At 38.9% G+C, this 23248-nt stretch carries 22 protein-coding genes; 11 read left to right on the top strand and 11 right to left on the bottom strand.

What is annotated here, in order from left to right; all coding sequences use genetic code 11:
- Positions 1-492: 1,4-dihydroxy-2-naphthoate octaprenyltransferase (gene menA, locus AAG807_RS17570; protein ID WP_341906751.1), on the bottom strand; the 492-nt coding region annotated here is incomplete at its 3' end.
- Positions 493-592: 100 nt separating this feature from the next.
- Between menA and AAG807_RS17565 the strand changes: the two genes are divergently transcribed.
- The 7 genes from AAG807_RS17565 (at position 593) to AAG807_RS17535 (ending at position 5491) form a co-directional block, all read left to right on the top strand.
- Positions 593-1282, top strand: coding sequence for a hypothetical protein (locus AAG807_RS17565; RefSeq protein WP_341906749.1), 690 nt, complete (start codon positions 593-595; stop codon positions 1280-1282).
- Between the two features lie 213 nt (positions 1283-1495).
- Positions 1496-2446, top strand: coding sequence for a nitronate monooxygenase (locus AAG807_RS17560; RefSeq protein ID WP_341906746.1), 951 nt, complete (start codon positions 1496-1498; stop codon positions 2444-2446).
- Positions 2439-2906: a DUF4442 domain-containing protein gene (locus AAG807_RS17555; protein WP_341906743.1), complete on the top strand. Its 468-nt coding sequence runs from the start codon at positions 2439-2441 to the stop codon at positions 2904-2906. Before AAG807_RS17560 ends, AAG807_RS17555 begins: the two co-directional genes overlap by 8 nt.
- A gap of 126 nt (positions 2907-3032) precedes the next feature.
- The gene (locus AAG807_RS17550) at positions 3033-3347 is read left to right on the top strand and encodes a rhodanese-like domain-containing protein (RefSeq protein WP_341906738.1); all 315 of its coding nucleotides are present in this window, start codon (positions 3033-3035) and stop codon (positions 3345-3347) included.
- Positions 3348-3355: 8 nt separating this feature from the next.
- On the top strand, positions 3356-3997 hold the full coding sequence (locus AAG807_RS17545; protein WP_341906735.1) for a VTT domain-containing protein: 642 nt from the start codon (positions 3356-3358) through the stop codon (positions 3995-3997).
- Positions 3990-4718 (top strand): shikimate dehydrogenase, encoded by a 729-nt coding sequence (locus AAG807_RS17540; RefSeq protein ID WP_341906733.1) that lies wholly within the window; start codon positions 3990-3992, stop codon positions 4716-4718. The genes AAG807_RS17545 and AAG807_RS17540 overlap by 8 nt, the downstream gene beginning before the upstream one ends.
- A gap of 149 nt (positions 4719-4867) precedes the next feature.
- Entirely contained in the window at positions 4868-5491 is a 624-nt protein-coding gene (locus AAG807_RS17535; RefSeq protein ID WP_341906732.1) for an RNA-binding domain-containing protein, read from the top strand.
- A gap of 310 nt (positions 5492-5801) precedes the next feature.
- On the opposite strand, the gene AAG807_RS17530 is transcribed toward AAG807_RS17535, so the two are convergent.
- Complete coding sequence (locus AAG807_RS17530) at positions 5802-6062, bottom strand: hypothetical protein (protein ID WP_341906729.1); 261 nt, start codon at positions 6060-6062, stop codon at positions 5802-5804.
- A 150-nt stretch (positions 6063-6212) separates the two neighbouring features.
- On the opposite strand from AAG807_RS17530, the gene AAG807_RS17525 reads away from it, so the two are divergent.
- Positions 6213-6404, top strand: coding sequence for a hypothetical protein (locus AAG807_RS17525; RefSeq protein ID WP_294859590.1), 192 nt, complete (start codon positions 6213-6215; stop codon positions 6402-6404).
- A gap of 161 nt (positions 6405-6565) precedes the next feature.
- Here AAG807_RS17525 and AAG807_RS17520 read toward each other — a convergent pair whose 3' ends face one another.
- From AAG807_RS17520 to mutY, 5 genes are all read right to left on the bottom strand, one after another.
- Complete coding sequence (locus tag AAG807_RS17520) at positions 6566-8935, bottom strand: M14 family zinc carboxypeptidase (RefSeq protein ID WP_341906723.1); 2370 nt, start codon at positions 8933-8935, stop codon at positions 6566-6568.
- A 96-nt stretch (positions 8936-9031) separates the two neighbouring features.
- The gene (locus AAG807_RS17515; protein WP_341906720.1) at positions 9032-9616 is read right to left on the bottom strand and encodes a hypothetical protein; all 585 of its coding nucleotides are present in this window, start codon (positions 9614-9616) and stop codon (positions 9032-9034) included.
- The gene (gene gldE, locus AAG807_RS17510; protein WP_341906717.1) at positions 9609-10943 is read right to left on the bottom strand and encodes a gliding motility-associated protein GldE; all 1335 of its coding nucleotides are present in this window, start codon (positions 10941-10943) and stop codon (positions 9609-9611) included. Before gldE ends, AAG807_RS17515 begins: the two co-directional genes overlap by 8 nt.
- A gap of 2 nt (positions 10944-10945) precedes the next feature.
- On the bottom strand, positions 10946-11395 hold the full coding sequence (locus AAG807_RS17505) for a single-stranded DNA-binding protein (RefSeq protein ID WP_341906714.1): 450 nt from the start codon (positions 11393-11395) through the stop codon (positions 10946-10948).
- A 156-nt stretch (positions 11396-11551) separates the two neighbouring features.
- Positions 11552-12553, bottom strand: coding sequence for an A/G-specific adenine glycosylase (gene mutY / locus AAG807_RS17500; RefSeq protein ID WP_341906711.1), 1002 nt, complete (start codon positions 12551-12553; stop codon positions 11552-11554).
- Between the two features lie 108 nt (positions 12554-12661).
- Between mutY and AAG807_RS17495 the strand changes: the two genes are divergently transcribed.
- The 3 genes from AAG807_RS17495 to AAG807_RS17485 all read left to right on the top strand — a co-directional run bounded on the left by AAG807_RS17495 (position 12662) and on the right by AAG807_RS17485 (position 15295).
- The gene (locus AAG807_RS17495) at positions 12662-12952 is read left to right on the top strand and encodes an HU family DNA-binding protein (protein WP_124745023.1); all 291 of its coding nucleotides are present in this window, start codon (positions 12662-12664) and stop codon (positions 12950-12952) included.
- 316 nt (positions 12953-13268) lie between these two features.
- A complete protein-coding gene (locus tag AAG807_RS17490) occupies positions 13269-14819 on the top strand; it encodes an Rne/Rng family ribonuclease (RefSeq protein WP_341906710.1) in 1551 nt (516 codons plus the stop codon).
- A 2-nt stretch (positions 14820-14821) separates the two neighbouring features.
- On the top strand, positions 14822-15295 hold the full coding sequence (locus AAG807_RS17485; RefSeq protein WP_341906707.1) for a regulatory protein RecX: 474 nt from the start codon (positions 14822-14824) through the stop codon (positions 15293-15295).
- Between the two features lie 71 nt (positions 15296-15366).
- Here the strand turns inward: AAG807_RS17485 and AAG807_RS17480 are convergent, their stop codons facing one another.
- From AAG807_RS17480 to AAG807_RS17465, 4 genes are all read right to left on the bottom strand, one after another.
- Positions 15367-16371 (bottom strand): hypothetical protein, encoded by a 1005-nt coding sequence (locus tag AAG807_RS17480; protein WP_341906705.1) that lies wholly within the window; start codon positions 16369-16371, stop codon positions 15367-15369.
- Positions 16372-16393: 22 nt separating this feature from the next.
- Positions 16394-17281: a hypothetical protein gene (locus tag AAG807_RS17475; protein ID WP_341906704.1), complete on the bottom strand. Its 888-nt coding sequence runs from the start codon at positions 17279-17281 to the stop codon at positions 16394-16396.
- Between the two features lie 89 nt (positions 17282-17370).
- Entirely contained in the window at positions 17371-19656 is a 2286-nt protein-coding gene (locus tag AAG807_RS17470; protein WP_341906702.1) for a hypothetical protein, read from the bottom strand.
- Positions 19657-19723: 67 nt separating this feature from the next.
- A complete protein-coding gene (locus tag AAG807_RS17465) occupies positions 19724-23173 on the bottom strand; it encodes a hypothetical protein (RefSeq protein ID WP_341906700.1) in 3450 nt (1149 codons plus the stop codon).
- Between the last annotated feature and the right edge of the window lie 75 nt (positions 23174-23248).

Genomic DNA, 23248 nt, shown 5'->3' with positions numbered 1-23248 from the left:
AACACTAACTAATCCAAAGAAGATGAAAACAAATAGATCGCCCAAACCATTGTAGCCGTATGCTTTTTTTCCAATGGTGTAAGTGATGGCTGCAAACACTGAAGCAACAGCTAAACCGATATAAATGTAAACACTGGTTGCAGACAGGTTCTTAGTACCGAAATAAATCAGTAATCCTGCGCTGATAAAGGATAGTATGGAAGTCAGGATAACTGCACTTCTCATCGCATCTTTAGAGATCGAACCTGATTGAACGGCACGCATCGGACCAACTCTTTCCGAATTGTCGGCACCTTTTAATGAATCTCCCAAATCGTTTGCCAGGTTGGACAAGATTTGAAACAGAAGTGTTGTCGATAATGCCAATGTGAAAATGATCGGATTCCAATAACCTTGAAAAACAGCTACGAATGAGCCGACCAATATTCCGGAAATGGACAAAGGGAGGGTTCTTAATCTAAGTGCACCTATCCAGTCTGATGAATTTGCCATGTTCAAATTTCGGTATTTTATCCCTACAGTGTGCTAATTGAGACCTGAAACTTTAGGAATTGATAAAAAAAGAGTTTCTTTGTTTGGTAAATCGATTCGTATGAAAAAATTACTTGGAATATTAATTCTTTCGGGAGCTTCATTTGGGGCTATTTCCCAGGAAGTAATGGAAGATTCAGGAGAGAAGAACTTTGTACTTAAATTCTGTCCGACACAATTGGTTGCCGGAGAGTTTAATTTCAGCTACGAACAGCGGCTTGCCCGAATCATAAGTTTGGAATTGGAAGTGGGACCGACAATTTCTCAATTCGGATTGAACTTTGGAAATCAACGGTTATGGCAAGGGGAGGATGGTTTAGGATTCTGGCAGTTTCAATCCATCGATTCCGAAGCAGAACCTGCGATCGGTTTTCATGCATCATTAGCCCCAAAATTCTATCCGGCTTCAGAAGACAATCAGTTAAAGGGACTTTATTTGTCTCCGGTCTTCAAGTTCAGACAATACAATTATATGAATGAAGATATGAATGGAGTGTTAGATGACGCGAAATCGCATATCAATCAGATGATTTTCAGGTTCAATATGGGGTTCCAGTTTTGGCCGGGAGATGGAAACTTCAGTATTGACATGTATTTTGGTGTGGGATTGGGAATGTTCAATATTCAGGGAAATTACCTGGATAATTATATTGATGATCAAGGGAATGTTCAATATCGCTGGAGTTCATATGGAGATTCAGGTGTTCGCATCAATCTTGCCACAGGTCTGAAGTTTGGATTTGGAATGTGATAAAAAAGACTTCTAAAATAATGGAAAGCCTTTCGGAGAAATTCGGGAGGCTTTTTTAATTGAAAACCCGCGGTTTCGACTACGCTCAGCCACCTTGGTTTTGTTTTTTATTACTATTTAGAAAGTTGACTGAGCGTAGTCGAAGTCACCTTTTTATCTCGATTAATATATGCGTGCATAATTAATTGTATATTTGGATGTAATCAATTGAAGATGGAAAAATTAGCACTGAGCGACTTATTGCATATCAAGCATCCGATCATTATCGCTCCTATGTTCTTGGTGTCGAATGAAGAGATGATCATTGCTGGTACTGAAAATGGTGTTGCTGCTGCGATTCCTGCATTGAACTATCGCTCTACCGAATTGCTAAGAGAAGGATTGAAGCGCATGAAGTCGAGAGCAAAAGGACCTGTTGGAGTTAATTTGATTGTGAATGCATCCAATATTTATGTGGAGGAGCAATTGAAGATATGTGTGGAAGAAGGAATCGATTTCTTCATCACTTCCCTAGGTTCTCCCAAAAAAGTGATTGAGGCAGCAAAAGCAAAAAGCATCAAGGTTTTTTGTGATGTTACAGATGTGGAATATGCGAAGAAGGTGGAAGCGCTTGGAGCAGATGCTGTGATCGCTGTAAACAATAGGGCGGGAGGACATGCCGGAAGAATTGATGCCAAAACATTGATTACAAGTATCAAGCAAGCAATTTCGATTCCGGTTATTTCAGCAGGTGGTGTTGGAACAAAAAAGGAAATGGACGAATTGATAGCAGCCGGGGCAGATGGATTTTCTATCGGATCTGTTTTCATAGCATCCCACGAAGCTGGAGTTTCAGAGGAATATAAGCAAGCGTGTGTGAACTACGGTGAAAAGGACATTGTCATGACCTCGAAATTGTCAGGGACACCATGTACTGTAATCAATACCCCTTATGTGAAGGAAATCGGAACAGAACAATCGTGGTTGGAACGGTTTTTAAATCGAAATAAACGCTTGAAAAAATGGGTGAAAGCAATGACTTTTTACAGGGGGATGAAATCCTTGGAGAAGGCTGCTTTCAGTGCAACTTACAAAACCGTTTGGTGCGCAGGTCCAAGTATAGAACATGTGAAATCCATTCAATCCGTAAAGGAGATTATTGATAAACTGGTAAGCCATGAGTAATCCGAATTTGAAAAAATATACAATGATGCTCCGATTGATGGGGATTTTTAAAATCCCTATGATTGGATATGTCAGTCCTCGGTTGGTGCAGATCGATGATGAGCAGGTGGTTGTCCGAATCAGGCTTAGGAGAAGAACGAAGAATCATCTGAAAAGTATGTATTTCGGCGCTTTGGCTGTTGGGGCTGATGTTACAGCAGGATTACATGCTTTTTATTTTTGTGATGAATTGAATGTGCGTCCTTCTTTTGCTTTTAAAGGAATGAAAGCGGAATTCTTAAAACGAGCGGAAACCGATGTGGAATTCACTTGTGATGAAGGAGCAATTGTTCGTGAACAGGTTCTGAAGGCTATCCAGACAAATGAACGCCAAAACCATTGGGTGAAGGTCAAAGCTAAAGACCTGAACGGAGAAGTGGTTGCGCTCTTTGAAATGGAAATCTCAGTCAAGATCAAGTGAATTCAAAATTCAAAATGAAAAATTCAAAAACTACTTGATCCCTGTTTTTGATAATGAAGAACCTACTTTTGCATTTTGACTTTTGCATTCTGAATTAAAATCTATCTTTGCCGAAAATAAATCGGAATGAATCGCATTACCTCTGAAGCTTGTAAGCAACTGATTCAAAATAATGAGGCAGAATTAATTGACATCCGCGAACCGTGGGAAGTTGAAATTTGTGCTATTGGCGGAACTAAAATCCCTATGCATAAAGTGCCTGAAGTTGCAGAATCAATGGATAAATCAAAGTATTACATCATTTTGTGCAAAACAGGAAGAAGAGCAGAATCCGTAGCTAACTTATTGGAATGTGCACATGGATTTCAAAAAATTGCCATTTTGGAAGGAGGAATAACAAATTGGTTTGAAACGTTCGAACCGACTTATGAAATGTATTAATTGAACCTATGATAGAGTTTTTCCATCAGTTATTTGACCTGGAGCATTTTGGAGATTTCGTTAAAGCTTACGAAAACTATATTTACATCATTCTTTTTCTCGTGATCTTTGTGGAGACGGGGTTGGTGATTATGCCATTCTTGCCGGGTGATTCCTTGTTGTTCACGGCTGGTTTGTTTGCTGCTTCCGGAGAATTGAGCATTGCTTTATTACTTGGTTTATTGGTCGTAGCAGCTGTTCTTGGAGATAATGTAAATTATTGGATTGGAAGAAACATCGGGCTGAATGTATTCAATTGGAAAATCAAGGGAAGGCAGTTGGTGAAACCGGTCTATCTGGAGAAAACGGAGGCTTTTTTCGAAAAGAATGGAGTAAAAGCGATCATTATGGCGCGTTTCGTGCCTTTTGTACGAACATTCACCCCTTTTGCAGCTGGAATTGGAAAAATGAATTACCGTAAGTTTTTCCTTTTTGATGTGATTGGTGGGTTTCTTTGGATTTTCGGTTTGACTTTGGCAGGATACTTTTTGGGAAGTATCGAGTGGATCAAGCACAACATTGAAAAGGTTTGTTTGGGAATCATTTTTATTTCCATACTTCCGATGATTATCAGCTTCATCCGTTCCAAAATGGCGAAGAAAAATGCCTAAATACGGATTGGTTGGTAAAAGGTTGGGGCATTCCTTTTCGAAGCACTATTTCGAAGAAAAGTTTCAAAAAGAAGGATTGGATCATACATTCGAAAACTTTGAACTGTCCGACATAGAAGAGATTCAAGGAGTTTTTAGTACTCCTGACCTAGTAGGTTTTTCCGTGACAATACCTTACAAGGAAGCAATTATTCCTTTCCTGGATTCATTAAGTGAAGAAGCGATTGCAATCGGAGCGGTGAATTGTGTTGCTCTTGTGGATGGACAGAAAACAGGATACAATACGGATGCTTTTGGGTTTCATCAGATGATCAAACCCTTCCTGACAAATGAGCATGAGCGGGCAATCATTCTTGGAACCGGAGGAGCATCAAAAGCGGTTGCTTATGTTCTGAAGAAGATCGGTTTGGATGTTCTTTGGATTTCGCGCAATCCGAATAAGGAAAAGGAATTTGCTTATGATGCGATTAACGAGCACATGTTGCGGGCTTGCAAAGTAATTGTGAATTGCACACCTGTAGGGACTTTCCCGAATATAACCGATAGTTTACCTTTCCCATTTCAATACCTGACTGATAAACATTTGTGCATAGACCTGATCTACAATCCGGAAGAAACTGTTTTTTTGAGAGAATCCAGATTGCATGGAGCCACTACTCTAAACGGACTTTCGATGCTAAAAGAACAAGCTAACAAGGCTTGGGAAATTTGGAACAAGTAAGAATAGATACCCTGGTAATGGTTCGCTATATGGCAAATTAGCGAATTGGCAAATTTGCCAAGTATTGCTACGGAATGTGGTTGGGTCGATGAATGTGTTTTGACCTGAACCTACGAATTCTAATTCCTTTTTCTTCGTAAATTTGTGCTATGCAGTCGATAAAACAATTGATTCAAGAAGGAGAGCATCAACAGCAAGATTTCAAATTTCGGATTGACGATTCCAAAAAGATAGCGAGAACACTGGTGGCTTTTGCTAATACAGACGGAGGAAGATTACTGATCGGGGTAAAGGATAACGGAAAAATTGCAGGAGTTGATCCAACCGAAGAAATTCACATGATTGAAGCAGCGGTGGATATGTACTCTAAACCGAAGTTGGAATTTCAATCACGGGTCTGGCAGGAAGATATGAAACTGGTATTGGAAATTTCCATTGAGAAAACTGCAAACAGACCTGTGTTGGCTTTGGACGAGGAAGGAAAATGGAAAGCATACGTCCGCAGAAAAGATCACACCTTATTGGCGAATAAAATACTTCTAAGCACTTGGAAATTGGAGCGGTTCGACCAAAAGAAACCACAGAAGATAGGAGAGGAGGAAACCCGGTTGCTGAATATCATCGACCAAAATCCACAGATCACCCTGAGTAAAATCTATCGGCTTTCTTCCCTGGATAAGTCCAATATTGACCGGTTATTACCTTTGTTCATTTGTTGGGGTCTTGTTTCAATGGAGATGAATGAGAATGGTACTTTTTATCAGATCAGATAAAGTTAATAAAGAAAGAAACCGCACTGTGGTTTGTTTATTTATTAAAAGCTTTGTTTTCTATGATGTCTGCTTTAACGTTTGACATTTATCGATCAGCCGCGGTTGATCTCTTATTTTGGTGATAATCAGTCCGTTTTTTAGGAATTTAAAAATAAAGTCATATATTCGCGCCAAATTTGAGGATGAATAAAGCGTTTTACATTTCAAGTTTGGTTCTTAGCGTACTATTCAGTGTCATAGTACTTTACTACATTGATTTGGTATCTTCAGCGAGGTATAGTTACTTATATACTGGAGATATAGGATTATCTTACAATTCAGGATCAAACGAAACCGAAGAAGCTGGCTTGATCAGCTCGTTTTTCTTCTTGTTTTTTATAACGACATTTTTACTTGGTTTGATTAAAATCAAACGAGTTACAAATAAGGTTTTGTCAATTATTGGCTTGTCCTTATCGGCACTGTTTTTGCTGTGGGATTTAGTCATGCTTAGCTCTCCGTCGGGCGTAAGTTTTGATGAAGTAGGTATAGGTTTTTTCTTTTTTACACCCGTGATTGTGGCTTTTTCCATCGTTGGAATCATCCAGTCAAACAGGTTTAAAAGACAAGGAGTTCTATACAAACAAAAAGTGGAATCTGATTTATTAGATTCCTAAAAAAATATAATTTTAATCGAAGCGTTTAATGTATTATTATATTAGACGTAGAAAAACACAGACAAATGGGTAGACCTCCAACGAAACCAGCAAGATTGCGAGATGGTTTTTACATTGAAGTAAGAAATTCAGGATCACAAGGTATACGAATTAGAAGAGATACTAGAGAGCAAATGCTTCTTGCAGCTGAGGATTATTCACGTACAAAAGACGTAGTGATTCTTGGTGAAATGAAAGATGATAAGTGGATTGACTGATGAATTAATCATCGCAGATTGTGTAAAAGAGGTTTTTCGGGATGAAAAACCTCTTTTTTGTTTAAGTAATTTGTAATTCTTTTTAGTGTGGCCCGATAGCTATCGGGATTGAGCAATGAGTGTGAAAGTTCTCTTCATTCTCCTTCTGCTTCTCATTTTGTCTAATGAATGACCACCAATTTTACAGGCGATTTTTGTTCAACAGAACCGATGTAACGAACATAATAAACTCCAACAGAAAGTTTATCCGTTCCCACTTGAACTTTTGAATTGGAGCCTTCCACAGAATGTGTAGCAACCGTTTCACCGTTCATATTTACAATTTCAATGTTTCCATCTTGAATCGCTTGATCAAAAACAATGTTCACATACGAACTTGCCGGGTTTGGAACCATGTGAAACAACGATTTCTCATTCTCTGCCAATCCTGTGACATCAATGTTGTAAAGCACTTCAAAATCATCAAAGTAAAAACCATCAGCTCTCGTTCCACCATCCGATTTCAAAACGAAACGAACTTGGATACTGTCTCCGATGTAATCACTCAGATTGATTTCCTCCAGAACCCAATTTGATTCTGTTCCTTCGTAAATGGGTTGATTATTTGGCTGCACTGAACCATTTGCACTGTTTCCGGCTACCGTATAATTCCCACATTGACCTATCCAAGTAGCTCCATTGTCAGTTGAAACTTGAAATTGACAATAGTCATAATCCGTTTCAATGTCCCATTTCGCATAGAATTTGATCATTGCTTCTGTTACATTTGTCAGGTTAATGGTATTGTTGAATTGATAGGTCTTAGTGACATTGTTTGCGTAATCTCCGCTAGGCGAATCGGTAAATGAATTGCTTGGAGAAACATAAGTTGAGTTGGTTGTAGCCCAGCTACCTGTCCAATTAACAGCACTATTTGCTTCGTCGATAAACTGGGAAGTGATACTTCCGAATGTTTTTACAATCGTATCGTGTTTTGTCCAACCGACATATTCAGTATTCAATACATATTTGATGACATCTCCAAATTGGATGGTCGGATTCAATACGTAGGATATCCCGCTATTTTCAGAACCCATAATTGCCAGGTTGTGAGTACTTGGAGAACCTACCGATTGAATTCCGGTCATTGGAGTGATGCTCACGTTTACGGGGCCGTTTTCAAGCCCTAAACGATACGCACTGTGATTGAAATTACCTGTTGTAGTTGCAATCATCCCGGGATCAAGATCTTTTACTTCCAAATAGCGATGAGTCAGATGAGATAAGATCAGGTTTGGAAAAACCATGTCCTGACAAATTCCGGTAATTTCATTCACTGCCGGCCAAAATCCACCACTGGTATTACTTACCTCAGGAGTCATCGCAAAGATCTTAGGCTTCACGACCGTATCTACTTTGTACATGTAATCATCGGAATCTCCGGAAGCCGGATAGAGCGCTGAAGATTTGATATTTGAATACCCATTGTATTGAACCATGTGATGCGTAAATGCATCAAAATAATTGTGATCTACCGCAAATTCAGCGGTTGTAGTTCCGATTGGAAAGAGAATATCGTTTGCATAAGTATGAGCGTTAAATGCATACTTAAAATCTCTGTTTTCACAAAACCATTTGATAGCTTGAGTTTCCGGTTCTGAAAATGCAGCAGTCCCACAATAAGTATCGTTGCTTTGCGTGGTGGTGGTTCCTGTCGTTCCCCAACCATAAGAATAGTTCCTGTTTAAATCAACACCGTAGCTTCCACCGCTGTTCTGTCTGCGGTTTTTCCGCCACATACCGCCACCATTTGGATCAGTTGTTTGATTATAGATATATCCATCCGGATTAATCATTGGAACGAAATACATTTCGGTGTTGTCTACCAGGTATTTGATCTCATCATTTGTTCCATAATTTTCAAGCAGGTACCACATGTAGAAAATCACTTCGGATAAGGAGTTGGGTTCCCGTGCATGGTGAATAGCGGTGTAAAGTACTTCCGGCTCGCCTTCATCCGTATTTGGATTATCACTTAAACGCAGCCAGTAAATAGGTCTGTTCTCAATACTTAAAAAGGTACTGATAGGAGCTTTTACCGAGATTAAATTGGGATATTGAGCAGCCATTGCATCAATCTCATCAAGAAACTCCTGATAGGTGTAAAATCCACCCATTGTACCCAGGTTGAAGTTCGTTGGAACTGTCGGTGTGAATGTGGAGGATCCGGATGACGGAGGACAAGTTGCGTTCTTTTCAGTTGTCGGAGTGTTTGGATCCAGATTTAAATTACGGTTCACATAATAAGCCTTCACATCCTTGATAAGAATCTCAACTTCGAAACCGGCTTCGCGAATTCTTGTGATCTCTTCTGCGGAGAAGTCGGAGATAAAGAAAGTTTCGCGTTTTACAGTACCATGGTCGATACCGATTCCAAGTTCAGCTAATGTTTGAAGACCATCAGAGTCTGTCATGATCTTTGCTCTGGAATATTCCTGAGAGAATCCCCAATACGAAATCAGGAATGAAAATAATAGGAGAGTTGTTTTCATAGAGAAATATAGTTTGCTATAAAAATAATGAATTCTTACCCATTCTATACTAACTAATAATTCAGTAAGGGTGAAAAATTTTTCACCCTTACTGAATTAGTTCTTCCATTCCAGCGTATTGATCAGATGAATGATATCCGCTTTCAGATAGTTCAATGATGGACGGAGTGAATCGTAATTTGGTCTGCAGTTCATTAAAACTTCTCCTCTGATAAAATGCGAAGTGGAATCTGTCAGGTAAAATTGGAAATTGGTTGCTACGTTTCCTTCGAATTCAAACAAGGTGCCGTAGACTTTTCTATCGGGAAAGATGAATTTCTCATCGGAGATCTTGGTTGCCTTGATTTGATGTTCATCTACTTTGTCATTCGATAAATTGATATATCGTACCAAAGTATCTCTGTTCGGAATGGGGTAATAATTCAGATACAGGATTCCATTCAATGGTCCCAGATTGATTTCTTTGTGATTGGTAAGCTGACCTTTGTAAGTCAATGGTTTTGCAAAATAGGTCTTTGACAATTCGAAAGAATAGGTGGTTGCATCATCGACCTTCACATATTCTTGTTTTGGAAAATTGGTACGTAGGTAAGTGGGTGGTTTTGGGATCAATAATTCATCTCCTCCACAACTACTCATTAGAACTGCCAATAAACATACTGAACCGATAATCTTAATCATTTTCCTGAATTGTTTTAATCATTTTTATTCTACGCTTATCGGAACTTTCAACTACCAATTTGATGTTTCCGCAGCGAATGTATTCGTTATTTCGCAGAATTCTGCCCGCATGTTCAATAATAAATCCACCGATTGTATCGGATTCTCCCTTCGTTTGTTCAAAATCCTTCCCATCGATCTCTAAAACCTTGTAGAAATCGACCAAAGACGTTCTTCCCTCAAACAGATATGTTGAATCGTCAATTTTGGTATAGATCAGATCATCATCGTCAAACTCATCTGTGATATCACCGACAATTTCTTCCAACACGTCTTCCAGGGTCACTAATCCATTGGCACCTCCGTATTCATCCACGACAATTGCCATGTGCATTTTCATGTCCTGAAATTCCTTCAACAAATCATCGATCTTTTTGTTTTCAGGAATGAAATAAGGTTTCCGCATAAGAGTTGCCCAATCAAACAGTTCGTTATTGATGAAAGGAAGCAAATCCTTGATATACAGTATTCCAATCACATTATCGAATGAACTTTCATGAATCGGAATTCGCGAATAACCGGCATCCAAAACCACATCCAGGACTTCTTGAAAACTCGCTTCACTGGAAATGGTTACAATATCCAGACGTGATTTCATGATTTGTCTTACCTCTGTATTTCCAAACTTGATAATTCCCTCCAGGATCCGGTGTTCATCTTCATTGTCAGAATCTTCCTTTGTTAAAGCCAATGCATGTTCCAAGTCATCTGTAGATAAATTGATTCCCCGTTTTTTAGCCCGCTTATTGATCATAGTCGTTCCATTTACAAGTAACCAGCGCATCCACGAAAAAGGAGGGAGGATATTGATGAAGATGATCGGGTTCGACATGAATCTGGCTGTGGACAAGGTATTTCTGGATGCGTAAAGTTTTGGAGCGACTTCACCGAGTAATAACAGGAATGTGGTGATTCCTACAACCTCAACCAGAAAACGAATCGTGTTCGGTTTGTCTGATTGTGGGAAAAATTGGTCGATAACTTCTGTTGCAAGGATGATGATACAAACATTGATAAAGTTGTTTGCGATCAGGACTGTTGCTAGCAGGTCTTTCGGTTTCGAAAGGAGTTTCAGGATTGCTTTTGAACTTCTGGATTGTTCGTCCTCCAGGTTTTTCTTATCGGTTGGTCCTAAAGCAAAGAAAGCAACCTCTGATGCAGATATCAATGCCGAACAGGCAATCAGGATGAAAATGATAATCAGTGAAATGATATCGTCAGAAGCATTGAATCCGGCATGAATACTGACGGGAATGACATCTGAACTTAATTCGGGTATGGGTTCCATGGTTAAAATGGTAAATCATCATTAGGACTGATGTCCAGATTCATCGGACTTGGATTTTGAGGTTCTTCTGTCGGGTATGGAGGATTGTTTGAACTTGCAGGTTTACCCTGTTCGCTCCTCGGAGTAAGGATTGTCAATTCATCTGCTACAACTTCAGTTGTATAACGGGTGGCTCCAGCCTGATCCGTCCAGGAACGTGTTTTTAATTTTCCTTCTACATATATTTTCTGACCTTTGCGAACGTATTTTTCAACTACTTCGGCCAATCCTCTCCAAACAACGATATTGTGCCAATCCGTATTGTCTTTACGTTCCCCGGTTGTTCTATCTGTATACGTTTCAGACGTAGCAATTGAAAAACTTGCAACAATTGCCCCGTTTTCCAAACGTCTCACTTCAGGATCTTTCCCTAGATTCCCGATTAAAATAACCTTGTTTACGCTACCTGACATAATTGTGTTTGTAGATACAAATATAAAATTACGAATTTCGATTTACGAATTACGAATGAATTGATCAAAATTCAAAAAAAGGGACTTCGACTACGCTCAGTCACCTTTTTTATTGAATCAACAGGGTTTTGGTAAGGTGGCTGAGCGTAGTCGAAGTCACCTGGATTCAAGATATTTCTCCATCAATCGGTGAATCGGATAATCTTCCAATTGACTTTTTTCTACAAATTTAAGATTCAGTCCGTCGATTTCGGATTCATCTGATTTATAGAAGAAGGCATAAATATGCTGATGGCTTAAAATATGTTTGGTCTGATAGGAAAGGCTGGCGGAATCCTTGAATTCCAATGGCATGGTATCATCCTCTCTTTCAATTAGGGGAAATTCGTATAGTTTTTCCCACACATCTTTCCCCGTTCTTTGATCCAGGGCAATTTCAAGTCCTTTTTCAATATGCAGGTAATGGAAATAACGTTTCCGTACTTTGATTTTTCCTTTTTTTACAGGAAGCATCTTTATTAGGTCGCTGTTAAACGCACTGATACAGCTTTGATTTAGCACACACGATTCACAATCGGGATTATTCGGAGTACATTGAATTGCTCCAAACTCCATAATTGCCTGGTTGAAAAGTGCAGGTTCCGCTTCCGGAATCAATGAATCTGCCAGTTCCTGGAACAGTTTTTTCCCTTTCCCGGTATCAATAGGCTCGTCAATTCCATAGTAGCGACTAAGGATGCGGTATACATTTCCATCAACAACTGCATGCGGAAGGTCGAATGCAAAGGATGAAATTGCAGCGGCAGTATACGGTCCGATTCCCTTTAATTGGATAATCTCATGATAGGTTTTCGGAAATGCTCCATTGAATTCATCCCGGACTTGTTGAGCGGTTTTATGCAAATTTCGGGCACGCGAATAATACCCTAAACCTTGCCAAAGTTTCAGGATTGCTTCTTCATCTGCATCGGCAAGTTGGTTCAAAGTGGGGTAGTTTTCGATGAACTTCAGGTAGTAGTTCATCCCTTGATCAACCCTCGTTTGTTGCAAAATGACCTCAGATAACCATATAAAATATGGGTTTTTCGTGTTTCTCCAAGGGAGCTCACGAGCATTTAGTCTGTACCAATCGCTTATTAGTAGAACAAAATCAGCCATTTAGGGAAAAAATTCATAATTTTTAATAATAAAGCAAAAATAAACGCTTTTGCTGACTACTTTTGCACCTGAAAATCACAATGTTGAAAATTTTTAATTTATAATAAGATGACAAAGGCAGATATCGTTGCTGAGATTGCAGAGGAAACAGGATTGGAAAGAAATGAAGCACAGAAGGCTGTAGAGGCTTTTATGACTTCTATTAAAACTTCTTTGACGAAAGGTCAGAACGTTTATTTAAGAGGTTTTGGTAGCTTCATTGTGAAAGAGAGAGCAGAGAAAACAGGGCGCAATATTTCAAAAAACACAACGATTATTATCCCGGCTCATAATATTCCTTCATTCAAACCGGCTAAAACTTTTGTTGAAGAGGTGAAGAATAAGGTGATTGTGAAATAATTCCATCTTTTTTACTACAACTAGTTGTAGCAAAACTTATTTTAATATCTTTGCACTCCTGTTTCGCACAGGAGTGCTTTTTTTAAAAGCTATTGAAATTGAAATAATTGAATTAATAACCATAAAATAATATTGCTATGCCAAGCGGTAAGAAAAGAAAAAGACATAAAATGGCGACGCACAAGCGTAAGAAAAGACTAAGAAAAAATCGTCATAAAAAGAAGAAATAAGATCTTCTTAAGATAGTTGGAAGAGCTTAGTAAGTAATTTTGCTTACTAAGTTTTTCTATTTTAGTTACTTTCTAATTATACGTTCGTGAGTTTAGAACTAGTTGTTGACACCCGTGATGGTGGTGTTTGGCTTGCTCTCTTGCGCGATGGGAAATTGATTGAGTTGCATCAGGAACAGGGCGGAAGTACTGACTTTGCTGTAGGTGATATATATCTAGGTAAAGTTAGGAAAGTAGTTCCTAGTCTGAATGCAGCTTTTGTGGATGTTGGATTCGAGAAAGATGCATTCTTGCATTACCTTGATCTGGGGCCGCAATTCCAATCTTTGAATAAGTTTACCAAAGATACCATGCAAGGGAAGCAGAATGTCGCTGACCTACTTTACTTTAAGTCGGAAAAAGACATTCCAAAAGACGGAAAAATTACCGAAATTGTATCAACCTCATCACCAATATTGGTTCAGGTTGCCAAAGAACCGATATCAAGCAAAGGGCCTCGTTTAAGTGCAGAATTGACACTTGCAGGTCGCTATTTGGTATTGGTACCGTTTTCGGAAAAAGTTTCCATCTCCCAAAAAATTAAAAGTCAGGAAGAACGCGATCGCTTGCGTCGTCTGATGGATGATATCAAACCAAAAAACTTTGGTGTGATCATTCGTACTGTTGCCGAAAACAAAAAGGTTGAAGCAATTGACCAGGATCTTCGAAACTTGATGGAGAAGTGGAAGAACATGCATGCAAATTTAAAGCAGGCAACTCCACCTCGTCGTGTTTTAGGAGAAATTGACAAAACTTCCTCCATTCTTCGGGATTTACTGAATGCAGATTTTTCAAACATCCATATCAGCAATGAAAAGCTGATGGCTGAATTGAAGGAATACATTAGTGGAATTGCTCCGGGTCGTGAGAAGATCTTGAAATTGTATGATGGAAAACTCGATATTTTTGAGCGTTTCGGAATCAATAAGCAAATCAAGACCATGTTTGGTAAGAAAGTTCCTTTGCCTTCAGGCGGTTACTTGATTATTGAGCACACGGAAGCGATGCACGTTGTGGATGTGAACAGTGGAAACCGTAAAGGTGCCGATGGACAAGAATCCAATGCGCTTGCAACCAATGTTGAAGCTGCTGAGGAAATTGCACGTTTACTTCAATTGCGTGATATGGGTGGAATCGTTTGTATCGATTTCATTGATATGCACGATAAGGAGAATAACAAGGACTTGTACGAGAAGTTGAAGGAGTTTATGCGCTCGGATAGAGCAAAGCACAACATTCTTCCTCCGTCTAAGTTTGGAGTTGTTGAAATTACTCGTCAACGAGTCAGACCTGAAACGGATATCAATACGTCCGAAACTTGTCCGACTTGTAATGGTACGGGTGAAGTGCAAGCTTCCATTCTTTTTGCTGAAGAAATTGAAATGAATTTGAATTTCCTGTTGGCAGATAAGAAAGAGAAAAAAATTGTGCTATTGGTGCATCCTTACCTGGAGGCTTACTTCAAGAAAGGATTGTTTTCAAAGCGTTGGAAGTGGTTCATGAAATATAAAAAGTGGGTTGATGTACGCGGTGTAACTGCTTATCACTTGCTGGAATATAATTTCCTGGATAAAAATAATAACGAAATTGCTCTCTAGAAATGGGGAGCAATTTTTCGTTTCTGGAAGCTAAGCACAAAATAGAATCCTACTGTGCTTATCAAGACCGAAGTCATTTCGAAGTAAAAAACAAATTGTTTTCCTGGGGATTGCACTCAGATCAGATCGACCAGTTGCTCGCTTATCTGATTGAAAACAAATTCCTGGATGAAGGGCGTTTTGCCGAATCCTATGTTTCAGGAAAGCTCCGAATAAAGCATTGGGGAAGGATTAAGATCAAACAAGGCTTGAGACTGAAGCAAATTCCGGAGAACATCATTCAATTGGCTTTCAAGACCATTGATTTGGATGAGTACTTTTCAATCCTGCAGAAGGAAATCAGGAAAAAACAAAAGGACCTTTCTACTGAGAAAGATCCTTGGAAAAAGAAAGCAAAAGTGCTTCGTTATGTGCAATCAAAAGGGTTTGAAAACGATTTGATTTTTGAGGCTTTGGCGGAGATTGAAACAGAATGATGATTATTCACGGAGGCTACAAACCTAAGAAGTCTCTTTTCCAGTAAAATAAACTTCCAGAACGCCATCTTCTACAATTTTGAGTATGTTCCGTCAGCCTGAATCTGAAATTCAGAATTTACCTTCTGTTTTGGAGTGTAACCTGTATTTTCATACATAGTTACTTTCAGGCTTTTTGAAATAGTGAAAAAATAGGAGTGCAGGAATTCATTTTCAGTGTCCTTGAGGATTACAAGTTCATTTTTTTTATTTCGAATCACAATAAAGTTGTCCCCGTTCGATTCTTCCATTGATTGTGCAATGACAATATATACCTCTGGATTGTCTTTTTTAGTATTGATTTTATGAATGTATTTAATTACACGACCTTCTTCGTGAATCAACTTTTCCAAAGATGATTTTAATTCGGGTACTTTTTTTAATAGATAAATAGGGAATTCGGAAGCGCAAAAATCACAATTTAAATCCCTTTCATCATATTCACAAAAACGCCAATCTTGCCACATATCAAAAGGCAAATCACATAGTTGGCTTTTTTTTAGTGGTTCACAGGAATATTGGATAATAAATCGTTTGTATGACAGGTATAGATTCTTTCCAACGACAATGGCATATCCTCCTTCAAAGAAGGAATCCAAAAGATCAGGATCAACATCTCCTTCAAAATTAATACTAACAACTTTTACTTGATCACCTAAATTTTCATTGTAACCCAGTTTAAATGCTGATTTGTAATAGTCATAAACGTATTTCCTTGTGAAAAAAGAACGGGTGTTCAACTCTGCATTCCGGATAGAGAATGCAGAGTTTCCTAGAAAAATGGAATCATCTGAAAGATGAATCGGTAAATTTTGAAATTTTTCACGAACAAGTTCGGTTCTTATTTCAGGATTATCTCCGTTATCAGTCCAATGATAATATGCAGATCTGTAAGTGTAAATCTTTCCTTTTGGAATGATCTTTTTTTTTGTTTCCTCCGATTTGTTTTGAATAGATGATGCCTGGTTGTCATCATTTGAGTTATGACAACCAGACAAAACAATAGTTAAAGCGATTAATAATGCTGTTAGTTTCATTTAAATTCAGACCATTATTAAATCATTGCAAGAATTTATTCCGATTGTTGAGCAGAATAGTTTTGGTACTCGGATCAGTAATAGCAATTTTACCGTTTGCAGGTTCGTGATACTTGTAAATATCAACAGTTGGTAATTTCACACCTTTTTCGTAAGTAATCAAAGCTGTTGCACGACGGCTATGTTCACCTTCAAATCCAGCAAATAATTCTTTCCACTTTCCGGATTTGGTGTTATCAACCATTTGACCTTCTTCAAGATACTTTTGCAGTTTGGTTGTTTTATCAAAATAAGGAATGATTTTTCCTTCTGCGTTAATTTTGAATTGAGTATGAGCAAAAGCTGCTGAAATCTGGTCGCTTCTAACATGAAAATATTTTAGGTGAATAGTATAGCTCTTATCAATAAAGAAATACTTGTAAACATCCCCGAAATAGCTTTCATAACCCAATTCAGAGGTTGATCGCATAGATATGTTTTGTGAACTGATGATCTCGTTGTTTTTTACAACAACGAGATCAATTATATTATCAATGGCATAAAGATGCTTATTTGCTTTTTGTGAACAGACAATATAAACTTTAAAACCCTTTTTATCAGGAAGCTCGGCTATGATTTTGTAAGTATCATGATTGAACTTCTTACTATTAATGTTTTCAATATACTGTAAATGATAATCAAGGGTGTTTTTTGTTTCGAACAGATAATTTGTGGATGTACCCTTGCTATTGAACAAGTTTGAATAGAACTGATTTAATTCAGACTCTTCGTCATCCAATAAATCGATTTCTTCCTGGTCATAATCTGCTCCATCTTCCAATACAGGGAATTTTGATGTAATCAGTTCATTTCCATAGGGTAATTCAACCGAGTTGTGGTTTTTAACGATTTGTATTTCTTTCTTAATCAATTCTTTTTCTTGGTTTGGTTGATTAGAATTAGTACATGAAGAGATTAGCAAAATAAAAAAGCTAATCAAAAGGGAATTATTTTTTTTCATCATTTTTCATTAATTATTTTCACGGTAATTAAAGGGGAGCCTGCATGTAAATGGTGTCTGTGCGCTGCATCTTTTTTAAATTCAAAATTCGAATCATTAGGTTTAGGGTTTGTGAAATTCAAAGATGGAGAATAAAGAAATCGATTAAAGCCAAATTTAGCCATCAGATCAATGTATTTTTGTGTGTTTACATGACTTAAATAATCGGTATCTACGCTTTCCCCGTTAACATGTCCTTTACTAGGAAAACATGTTCCATCACTCATTGCTGAACCAGTAGAAACGATTTCACTAAATTTGCCTGAAATTAGTACTCCAATTAAAGCTGCAAAGTGTGATCTGCTCATATATTTTCTAATTGTGTCTTCAAACTTAAAGTTAAATTTTATCGAATCTTTATTAAAAACAAATGGTTCAGGAATTTTAATCATTCTGGCTTTACCTCCGGCTTTTACGTATTTTAAAGTTAGTGTTCCGGTACCTTCTCCGGGTAATCCACTTGCTATGACTGACCCATCAGCATAAATATACTTTTCTTTTTGATTTACACCATCAATGTTAAATGACTCATGATCGATGTAACCTTTGGGGATTGCCTGAGTCCACTTTGAGGAATATTTTATTTTATCTATTTCAAACCAATCCAAAGTGCAAATATCATATTCTTTGTTTTCAGCAGTAATGTAAATATACTTTACTTTTTTGGCATATTCCGGTTTAATGATTTTCGGATAATGAAGTTCTATTCTTCCGTCATGATAGGTGCGAAAGGTTGCAACATCTTTAGCATTGAAAGCACCTGTTTCTTGTTCATCAGTCTTATCATCGTCAGGTGTGTTTTCCTGGGCTTGAGTTGGTGTTGTGCTTTTCCCTTTCTTATTCTTCAATCCTTCTTCATAGCTTTTCCAGTAACGAGCCAATAATTCATTTTTTGTAATTCCGCCATCCTTTGTGTTTGTATCCATTGATTGATTAGATGTATAGCCATCACTTCCGGGTTTATATAGAACGGGATTGCCTTCCTTTCCGAGACCTATTGGGGCAAATACCTGGAGGTATATGTCAGATGGACTTTTAGATCTTTTAGCTGATAGGGCTAAATAATCCCTAACCTTGTTCAATTGCTTTATTTCCCCCATTTTGGCATATTCCAGCTTCTTTTTGTTTAAAGCGTCATATCTTTCTTGAGTTCCTTTATTTTGTTCGGTTGCTTTCGGGAAATCTCCAAGTGCTTCAAGAGCATTCTGGGTAAATTGGATTAAGCCTACTGCTTTGGAAGATTTCGGATTACCTTTTTTATAAAAACTTTCGATCGTCAGGGTATTTACATCCTGACTTTTTGTTTCTCCTTCCAAATGCTGTGCTTTAAAACTGCCCCATGTTTCTACATTCATTACGGCCATAAGTCCGTTTGCCATTTCAAACTTTCGCCCTTCTCCCCATATTTCTTTGCAGATCGCCACTACTTTTTGCTCAAATGCTAAGGATACTCTGTTCCCCCAAATCAATTGCGGGCTGTTTTCAGTACCTTTTCCGGTATTGGTCGAATTGGTCGTTTTCACAACCGGAATCCCGGAACCCGTTCCTTTTTGAGCCACTTCTTCACTTTCTCCGCGGTAAAAAGCATAGACTTTGATTTCTTTCCCATCCCAGTTTTCGGGCGGGTTAAACTCCATGATTGCCCGGTTTTTATCTTCGTCGCGAGACCATTCTATTTTGGTGGAGAAAGCTGCCTTTTCTCCACCGTTGATGGAATAACTCCATTTGACGGCTAACAACTGTGCTTGTGAAGGATTGGATTTGTTGGTAATTGCAGCATATCTGACTTTTTTGGAAAGATCAATTTTTGTCACAATTTGATTATTCTGGTAAGGTCCCCAAACTTCAAGGACTTTAAATCCGTCAACCCAGGGACGTTCGGAAGTGATGGCTGCTTTGGAAAGCGCGGAATAACTCCAGTAGGAAACGGATGATGCCGATGATTTGTAGATTTTAATGTTTCCGGTAGCTACGTAAGTTGTTGCATCACTTTGGAAATTGTAAGAAAACAAACGGACCATCCGTTCGCTGGATGTTTTGCCGGAGTCGAACTCAAAATCACTCTTGTTGATTTCGATATAATGTTCTTTGGTTTCTGTGTTGAATACCGGGTAATAAAATTTGTAGGAGATCTTAAAGATCAAGGTTTCCTTTTTCGGGTCGAAAATGTCACTGAAGATTTTAAACTGATACTTTCCGTTGCTTGCCGGTTTGGAGGTATATTGGATTTTGGTGATTCGTGCCATGGTTATTCTTTTGAAAGTTGATTAATAAGGCGGCAAGACATGGTCTTGCCGCCTGTTTGTTGGAAATTTATCCTAAGGGTATTAATTCGGGATCATCCGATTCGTCTTTTGCCGTAAGGACTTTGTCAGTTCCCTGGAACTTCATGTTTACAGGAAGGTCTTCATTGTCATGACAACAAGGTAATCCTTCGTCTTCCAAGAAAACAGATTTAGCCTGGATGATCGTCAGGTCGGAAGGAACAACTGTTTCCCATTCATCCCCTTCGGTAAATCCTTTGACATCGGTCATTTCTTCTACGATAGAGATGTACAATTCATCATCCGTATCAACAACCAATCCGGTTCCGTTCCAAATTTTTCCGGTTTCCATATAGAAGGTTACCGCATCTTCAAAACCTTCACGAACAGGTACCATGATACGCGCCATTCCGGATTGTAAAAATGCCTGGAAATTTAAGTCACCGCTGTCCTGGGATTGGAACAATTCTTTCCAGTCACATTTTTTCGCCCAGTAATAAGGGTAAAACATTTGGGAAAGAATACTCCAGTCGAATGCCTGCTCAAAGAATTTGACTTGTGAAGCATAAGCATCCAAAGCGGCGCTTTGAGCCACTTTCGGAACTTTACATTCACCTGGCAGGTAGAAATCTTTCCCCTGAACGCGCCCGAAAGGAGCTGTCAGCATTTCAATACACAAGCGTTTTAATTCGGTATTGATGATTTGAGCATTGAATTTGGAATTGCTCGGAACAGATTCATTTTCTGCTTTTTCAGCTGCATCTTTGGCTGCTTGTTCGTTCTTAGCCGCTGTAACAGCATCGTTGTACTGAGCCAATTGCTGGTTGTAAATTTCCATGATTGCCGCGTATGCATCTTGCTGCCATTGTTTGTAGCGTTCGGTGGATAATTCACAAACACATTCTACGGAAAGATTGACAGAGTCCACTTTTTGCATACCGATGGTAACTTTTACCGAAGGTGTACAATTGAGTCCTGAGTAATCAAAAGAGCCAGAATAATTTCCTTTTCCATCTCCGAAGTTTTTGGTGTAACTTGGAGCTCCGCTGAGTCCAACTACCAAACTTGCATAAGGAGAAGACTTTGATTTGTACTCACCGCTTACAGATCCTTTGATGCGTGTACAAACGTATCCATCCGGGAAAGTAATCGGGGTGTAAGAATTGTAACTGTGGTGTTTGTTATCACCTACTGATTCTGCATACGATTCCGATACGGATTTGAATTGGTCCATCGGTGCAACGATATCAGCTCCATAAAGAGAGGCCAGTTGCGTGTAATTCGTACGGGTAATGCTTTCTGCATTGAAAATCTGGTTCTCCTTTGGATGTTTTGGGGGTACAAGACCGTTGTCCCCATTTCCTGTATTACCGTTTGCTTCGGATTCTTCTTTTTCAACAATGATGGCTTCTTTATACCAACGAGATGGTTCCGGGATCATGAATTCATAGATCAGTCGTTTTCCGTAATTGACGATTCGGTTTTTGTAGACTTTGTCAACCCAGCGGTAAACACCTGTAATATGGGAATTTCCTTTTCTGTTGTCGAATCCGTGAGCACTTGAATCTTCGAATTCACGTAGCATTTTGGAAGTTCGAATGCTGGAAACTTTGTGTACAACGCGCTCCAAAGCACGTTGAGTCAGTTCCTGCGCTTTTGTTCTGGCAATATTGTTGCTGTTTGAAGATGATTGCCCGAAAGAGAAATCTGCTGAAGCATCAACGCCCCATTGGTATGTTTTCTCGGAACCTCCGGAAGCTTGTGCATTGAATCCTAAATCGGTACTGCGTTCTTTCTCAATGATTTTGGAAATTTCGGAGCTTAATTCATCGCGTGTCGTGGAAGTGGTGTCGGTATTGGTTTCCACTTCGTGTTCGGTAGTAGTTTCGGTATTTTGTTCCACTCTTAGCAAGCTGCGTGTCGAACGGTCCTTATATTCCTTAGCCATGATGTTCTCAATGTGAGAAACTTCTCCTGGGATATAACAGCACAATTCCTGTTCTACTTTCCGGTAATCGATCACGCCGATCTTGTTGACACCGTAAATCACAGTTTCATCGTCAGTAATCAATGCACGGTATGCACGTCCGCTAATTACCCGTTGGTTCGTATTTCCCTTTTTTTCAATGGTGTAGGATTCGGAGTTGTTCAGCAAGAATGTTCCGGTAAAGGTGAAAATCTTGCAAGGATCAAGCGTAACGGGTTCATTGGATAACAGCACGAAGATACTTCCGTCGTTTGAAGTCTTCAGGCAAGGACTGTTGAATGTTTTTGCAGCTGAACCTTCCTGCTGAATGGAAAAGCCGGCGTCTTTGAAATAAGCACCTTTCACTCCTGAATTCACAGAAACATAAACCAGGTATTTGTTTTCATCAATTGTTTCATCGAAAAGAACAGCAAATTCTTTCGAATCTCCGGTAGTTGCATTGATTTGTACCCCGTTGACAGTTACCTGCGAAACTTGTTTTTGAATGACATTCGCTGCAGTTCGTTTCAAAGCTGTTTTTTCTTGTGAAATTAAACCGATTGCTCCGTCAATATCCGATTCCTGAAGTTTTTGAGCCGAAATGAAATCCTGGGTTTCTTTCGAGACTTTCGGAGATGCATATATCGGAGATAAAGGCTCGTTGAAAGTAAAAGTAAATGGGTCAATGATATGTTCAGGAATGAGGTCTTCTCTATCTGGGCTGTTCTTGATCTCTGGATTGTCATCCAAAAAGTCAGCGATAATTGGTTTTACAACTGCCTGGTAAGCTGTCTGAGCTGTTTTGAAAGCTGCGTTATAATCTTTAATGTATTGAGCCTTCAGTGCGATCAATTCTTTTTCAATCACTCTTTTCTTGTCTGCATGCAGCGCTGCAACCTGTGCCTTGATTTTTTCTTCCTGCTTTAAAGCGGGCAAATGATTCACTCTTGATCCTGGCAATACGGCCACTTTTTTACGGGTGATTGCTGCATGGATGATTAACTTACCGTTGGCCAATCGTTTCAATAATTTGGCTTCCGCTTCCTTGTCTGCGTCTGGCAAATTCGGGCTGTAAGTTTGGTAATTCCAGATGAAATTATCTGCAACCAACAACTGCATACAAGCCTGGCGTACATAAGGATTTGTTTCTGTGAGAATGTCGTAATAAACCTGGTCCCACAATTTGTTTCTGGTACTGCTATTGATACCTAAAAAACTTGCTGCTTTTGCATCCAATTCATCCCGAACAAGCTCGTTTCTGTTTTCTGCCAGCCACAAGGAAAAATCCCAAAAAGGCTCATTGATTGCTTTGACTTGTTCAACAGTTTCATAGGCACTGAATGTCGCGATTCTACCTTGAATTACCAGACGCAAAACATCTAAACCATCTTCTGGGTCCAAACCTTGTAAAAAGTGTGAACTGTTGATTAAGCCGTTTTCTACAAACCCCAATGCTCTTCTTTCTTTAGAAATAAGCTGAGGGGCCCTCATTGTTGCGAACCTGAAAAGATCCGTCTTTCTTTTTGTTTCCATAAAAACTGATTATGGACCACCTAAAAAGTCGCGAAAATGCCACTAAGGAATAATTGAAGAATAGGTTTTAAATAC

Source organism: Fluviicola taffensis DSM 16823 (assembly GCF_943372375.1).
Classification (GTDB): Bacteria; Bacteroidota; Bacteroidia; order Flavobacteriales_D; family Crocinitomicaceae; genus Fluviicola; species Fluviicola taffensis_A.
The sequence above is the reverse complement of the archived record's forward strand: the minus strand, read 5'-3'. Positions and strand labels throughout refer to the sequence as shown.

Excerpts from the sequence above, each read along its gene's own strand:
- AAG807_RS17515 (WP_341906720.1), bottom strand. The coding sequence starts at position 9,616 with ATGATTAAGATTATCGGTTCAGTATGTTTATTGGCAGTTCTAATGAGT.
- AAG807_RS17485 (WP_341906707.1), top strand. The coding sequence starts at position 14,822 with ATGGGGAGCAATTTTTCGTTTCTGGAAGCTAAGCACAAAATAGAATCC.
- AAG807_RS17480 (WP_341906705.1), bottom strand. The coding sequence starts at position 16,371 with ATGAAACTAACAGCATTATTAATCGCTTTAACTATTGTTTTGTCTGGT.
- AAG807_RS17560 (WP_341906746.1), top strand. The coding sequence starts at position 1,496 with ATGGAAAAATTAGCACTGAGCGACTTATTGCATATCAAGCATCCGATC.
- AAG807_RS17495 (WP_124745023.1), top strand. The coding sequence starts at position 12,662 with ATGACAAAGGCAGATATCGTTGCTGAGATTGCAGAGGAAACAGGATTG.
- mutY (WP_341906711.1), bottom strand. The coding sequence starts at position 12,553 with ATGGCTGATTTTGTTCTACTAATAAGCGATTGGTACAGACTAAATGCT.
- AAG807_RS17505 (WP_341906714.1), bottom strand. The coding sequence starts at position 11,395 with ATGTCAGGTAGCGTAAACAAGGTTATTTTAATCGGGAATCTAGGGAAA.
- gldE (WP_341906717.1), bottom strand. The coding sequence starts at position 10,943 with ATGGAACCCATACCCGAATTAAGTTCAGATGTCATTCCCGTCAGTATT.
- AAG807_RS17545 (WP_341906735.1), top strand. The coding sequence starts at position 3,356 with ATGATAGAGTTTTTCCATCAGTTATTTGACCTGGAGCATTTTGGAGAT.
- AAG807_RS17525 (WP_294859590.1), top strand. The coding sequence starts at position 6,213 with ATGGGTAGACCTCCAACGAAACCAGCAAGATTGCGAGATGGTTTTTAC.
- AAG807_RS17540 (WP_341906733.1), top strand. The coding sequence starts at position 3,990 with ATGCCTAAATACGGATTGGTTGGTAAAAGGTTGGGGCATTCCTTTTCG.
- AAG807_RS17565 (WP_341906749.1), top strand. The coding sequence starts at position 593 with ATGAAAAAATTACTTGGAATATTAATTCTTTCGGGAGCTTCATTTGGG.
- AAG807_RS17465 (WP_341906700.1), bottom strand. The coding sequence starts at position 23,173 with ATGGAAACAAAAAGAAAGACGGATCTTTTCAGGTTCGCAACAATGAGG.
- AAG807_RS17530 (WP_341906729.1), bottom strand. The coding sequence starts at position 6,062 with ATGGAAAAAGCCACAATCACGGGTGTAAAAAAGAAAAAACCTATACCT.
- AAG807_RS17550 (WP_341906738.1), top strand. The coding sequence starts at position 3,033 with ATGAATCGCATTACCTCTGAAGCTTGTAAGCAACTGATTCAAAATAAT.
- AAG807_RS17470 (WP_341906702.1), bottom strand. The coding sequence starts at position 19,656 with ATGGCACGAATCACCAAAATCCAATATACCTCCAAACCGGCAAGCAAC.
- AAG807_RS17535 (WP_341906732.1), top strand. The coding sequence starts at position 4,868 with ATGCAGTCGATAAAACAATTGATTCAAGAAGGAGAGCATCAACAGCAA.
- AAG807_RS17520 (WP_341906723.1), bottom strand. The coding sequence starts at position 8,935 with ATGAAAACAACTCTCCTATTATTTTCATTCCTGATTTCGTATTGGGGA.
- AAG807_RS17555 (WP_341906743.1), top strand. The coding sequence starts at position 2,439 with ATGAGTAATCCGAATTTGAAAAAATATACAATGATGCTCCGATTGATG.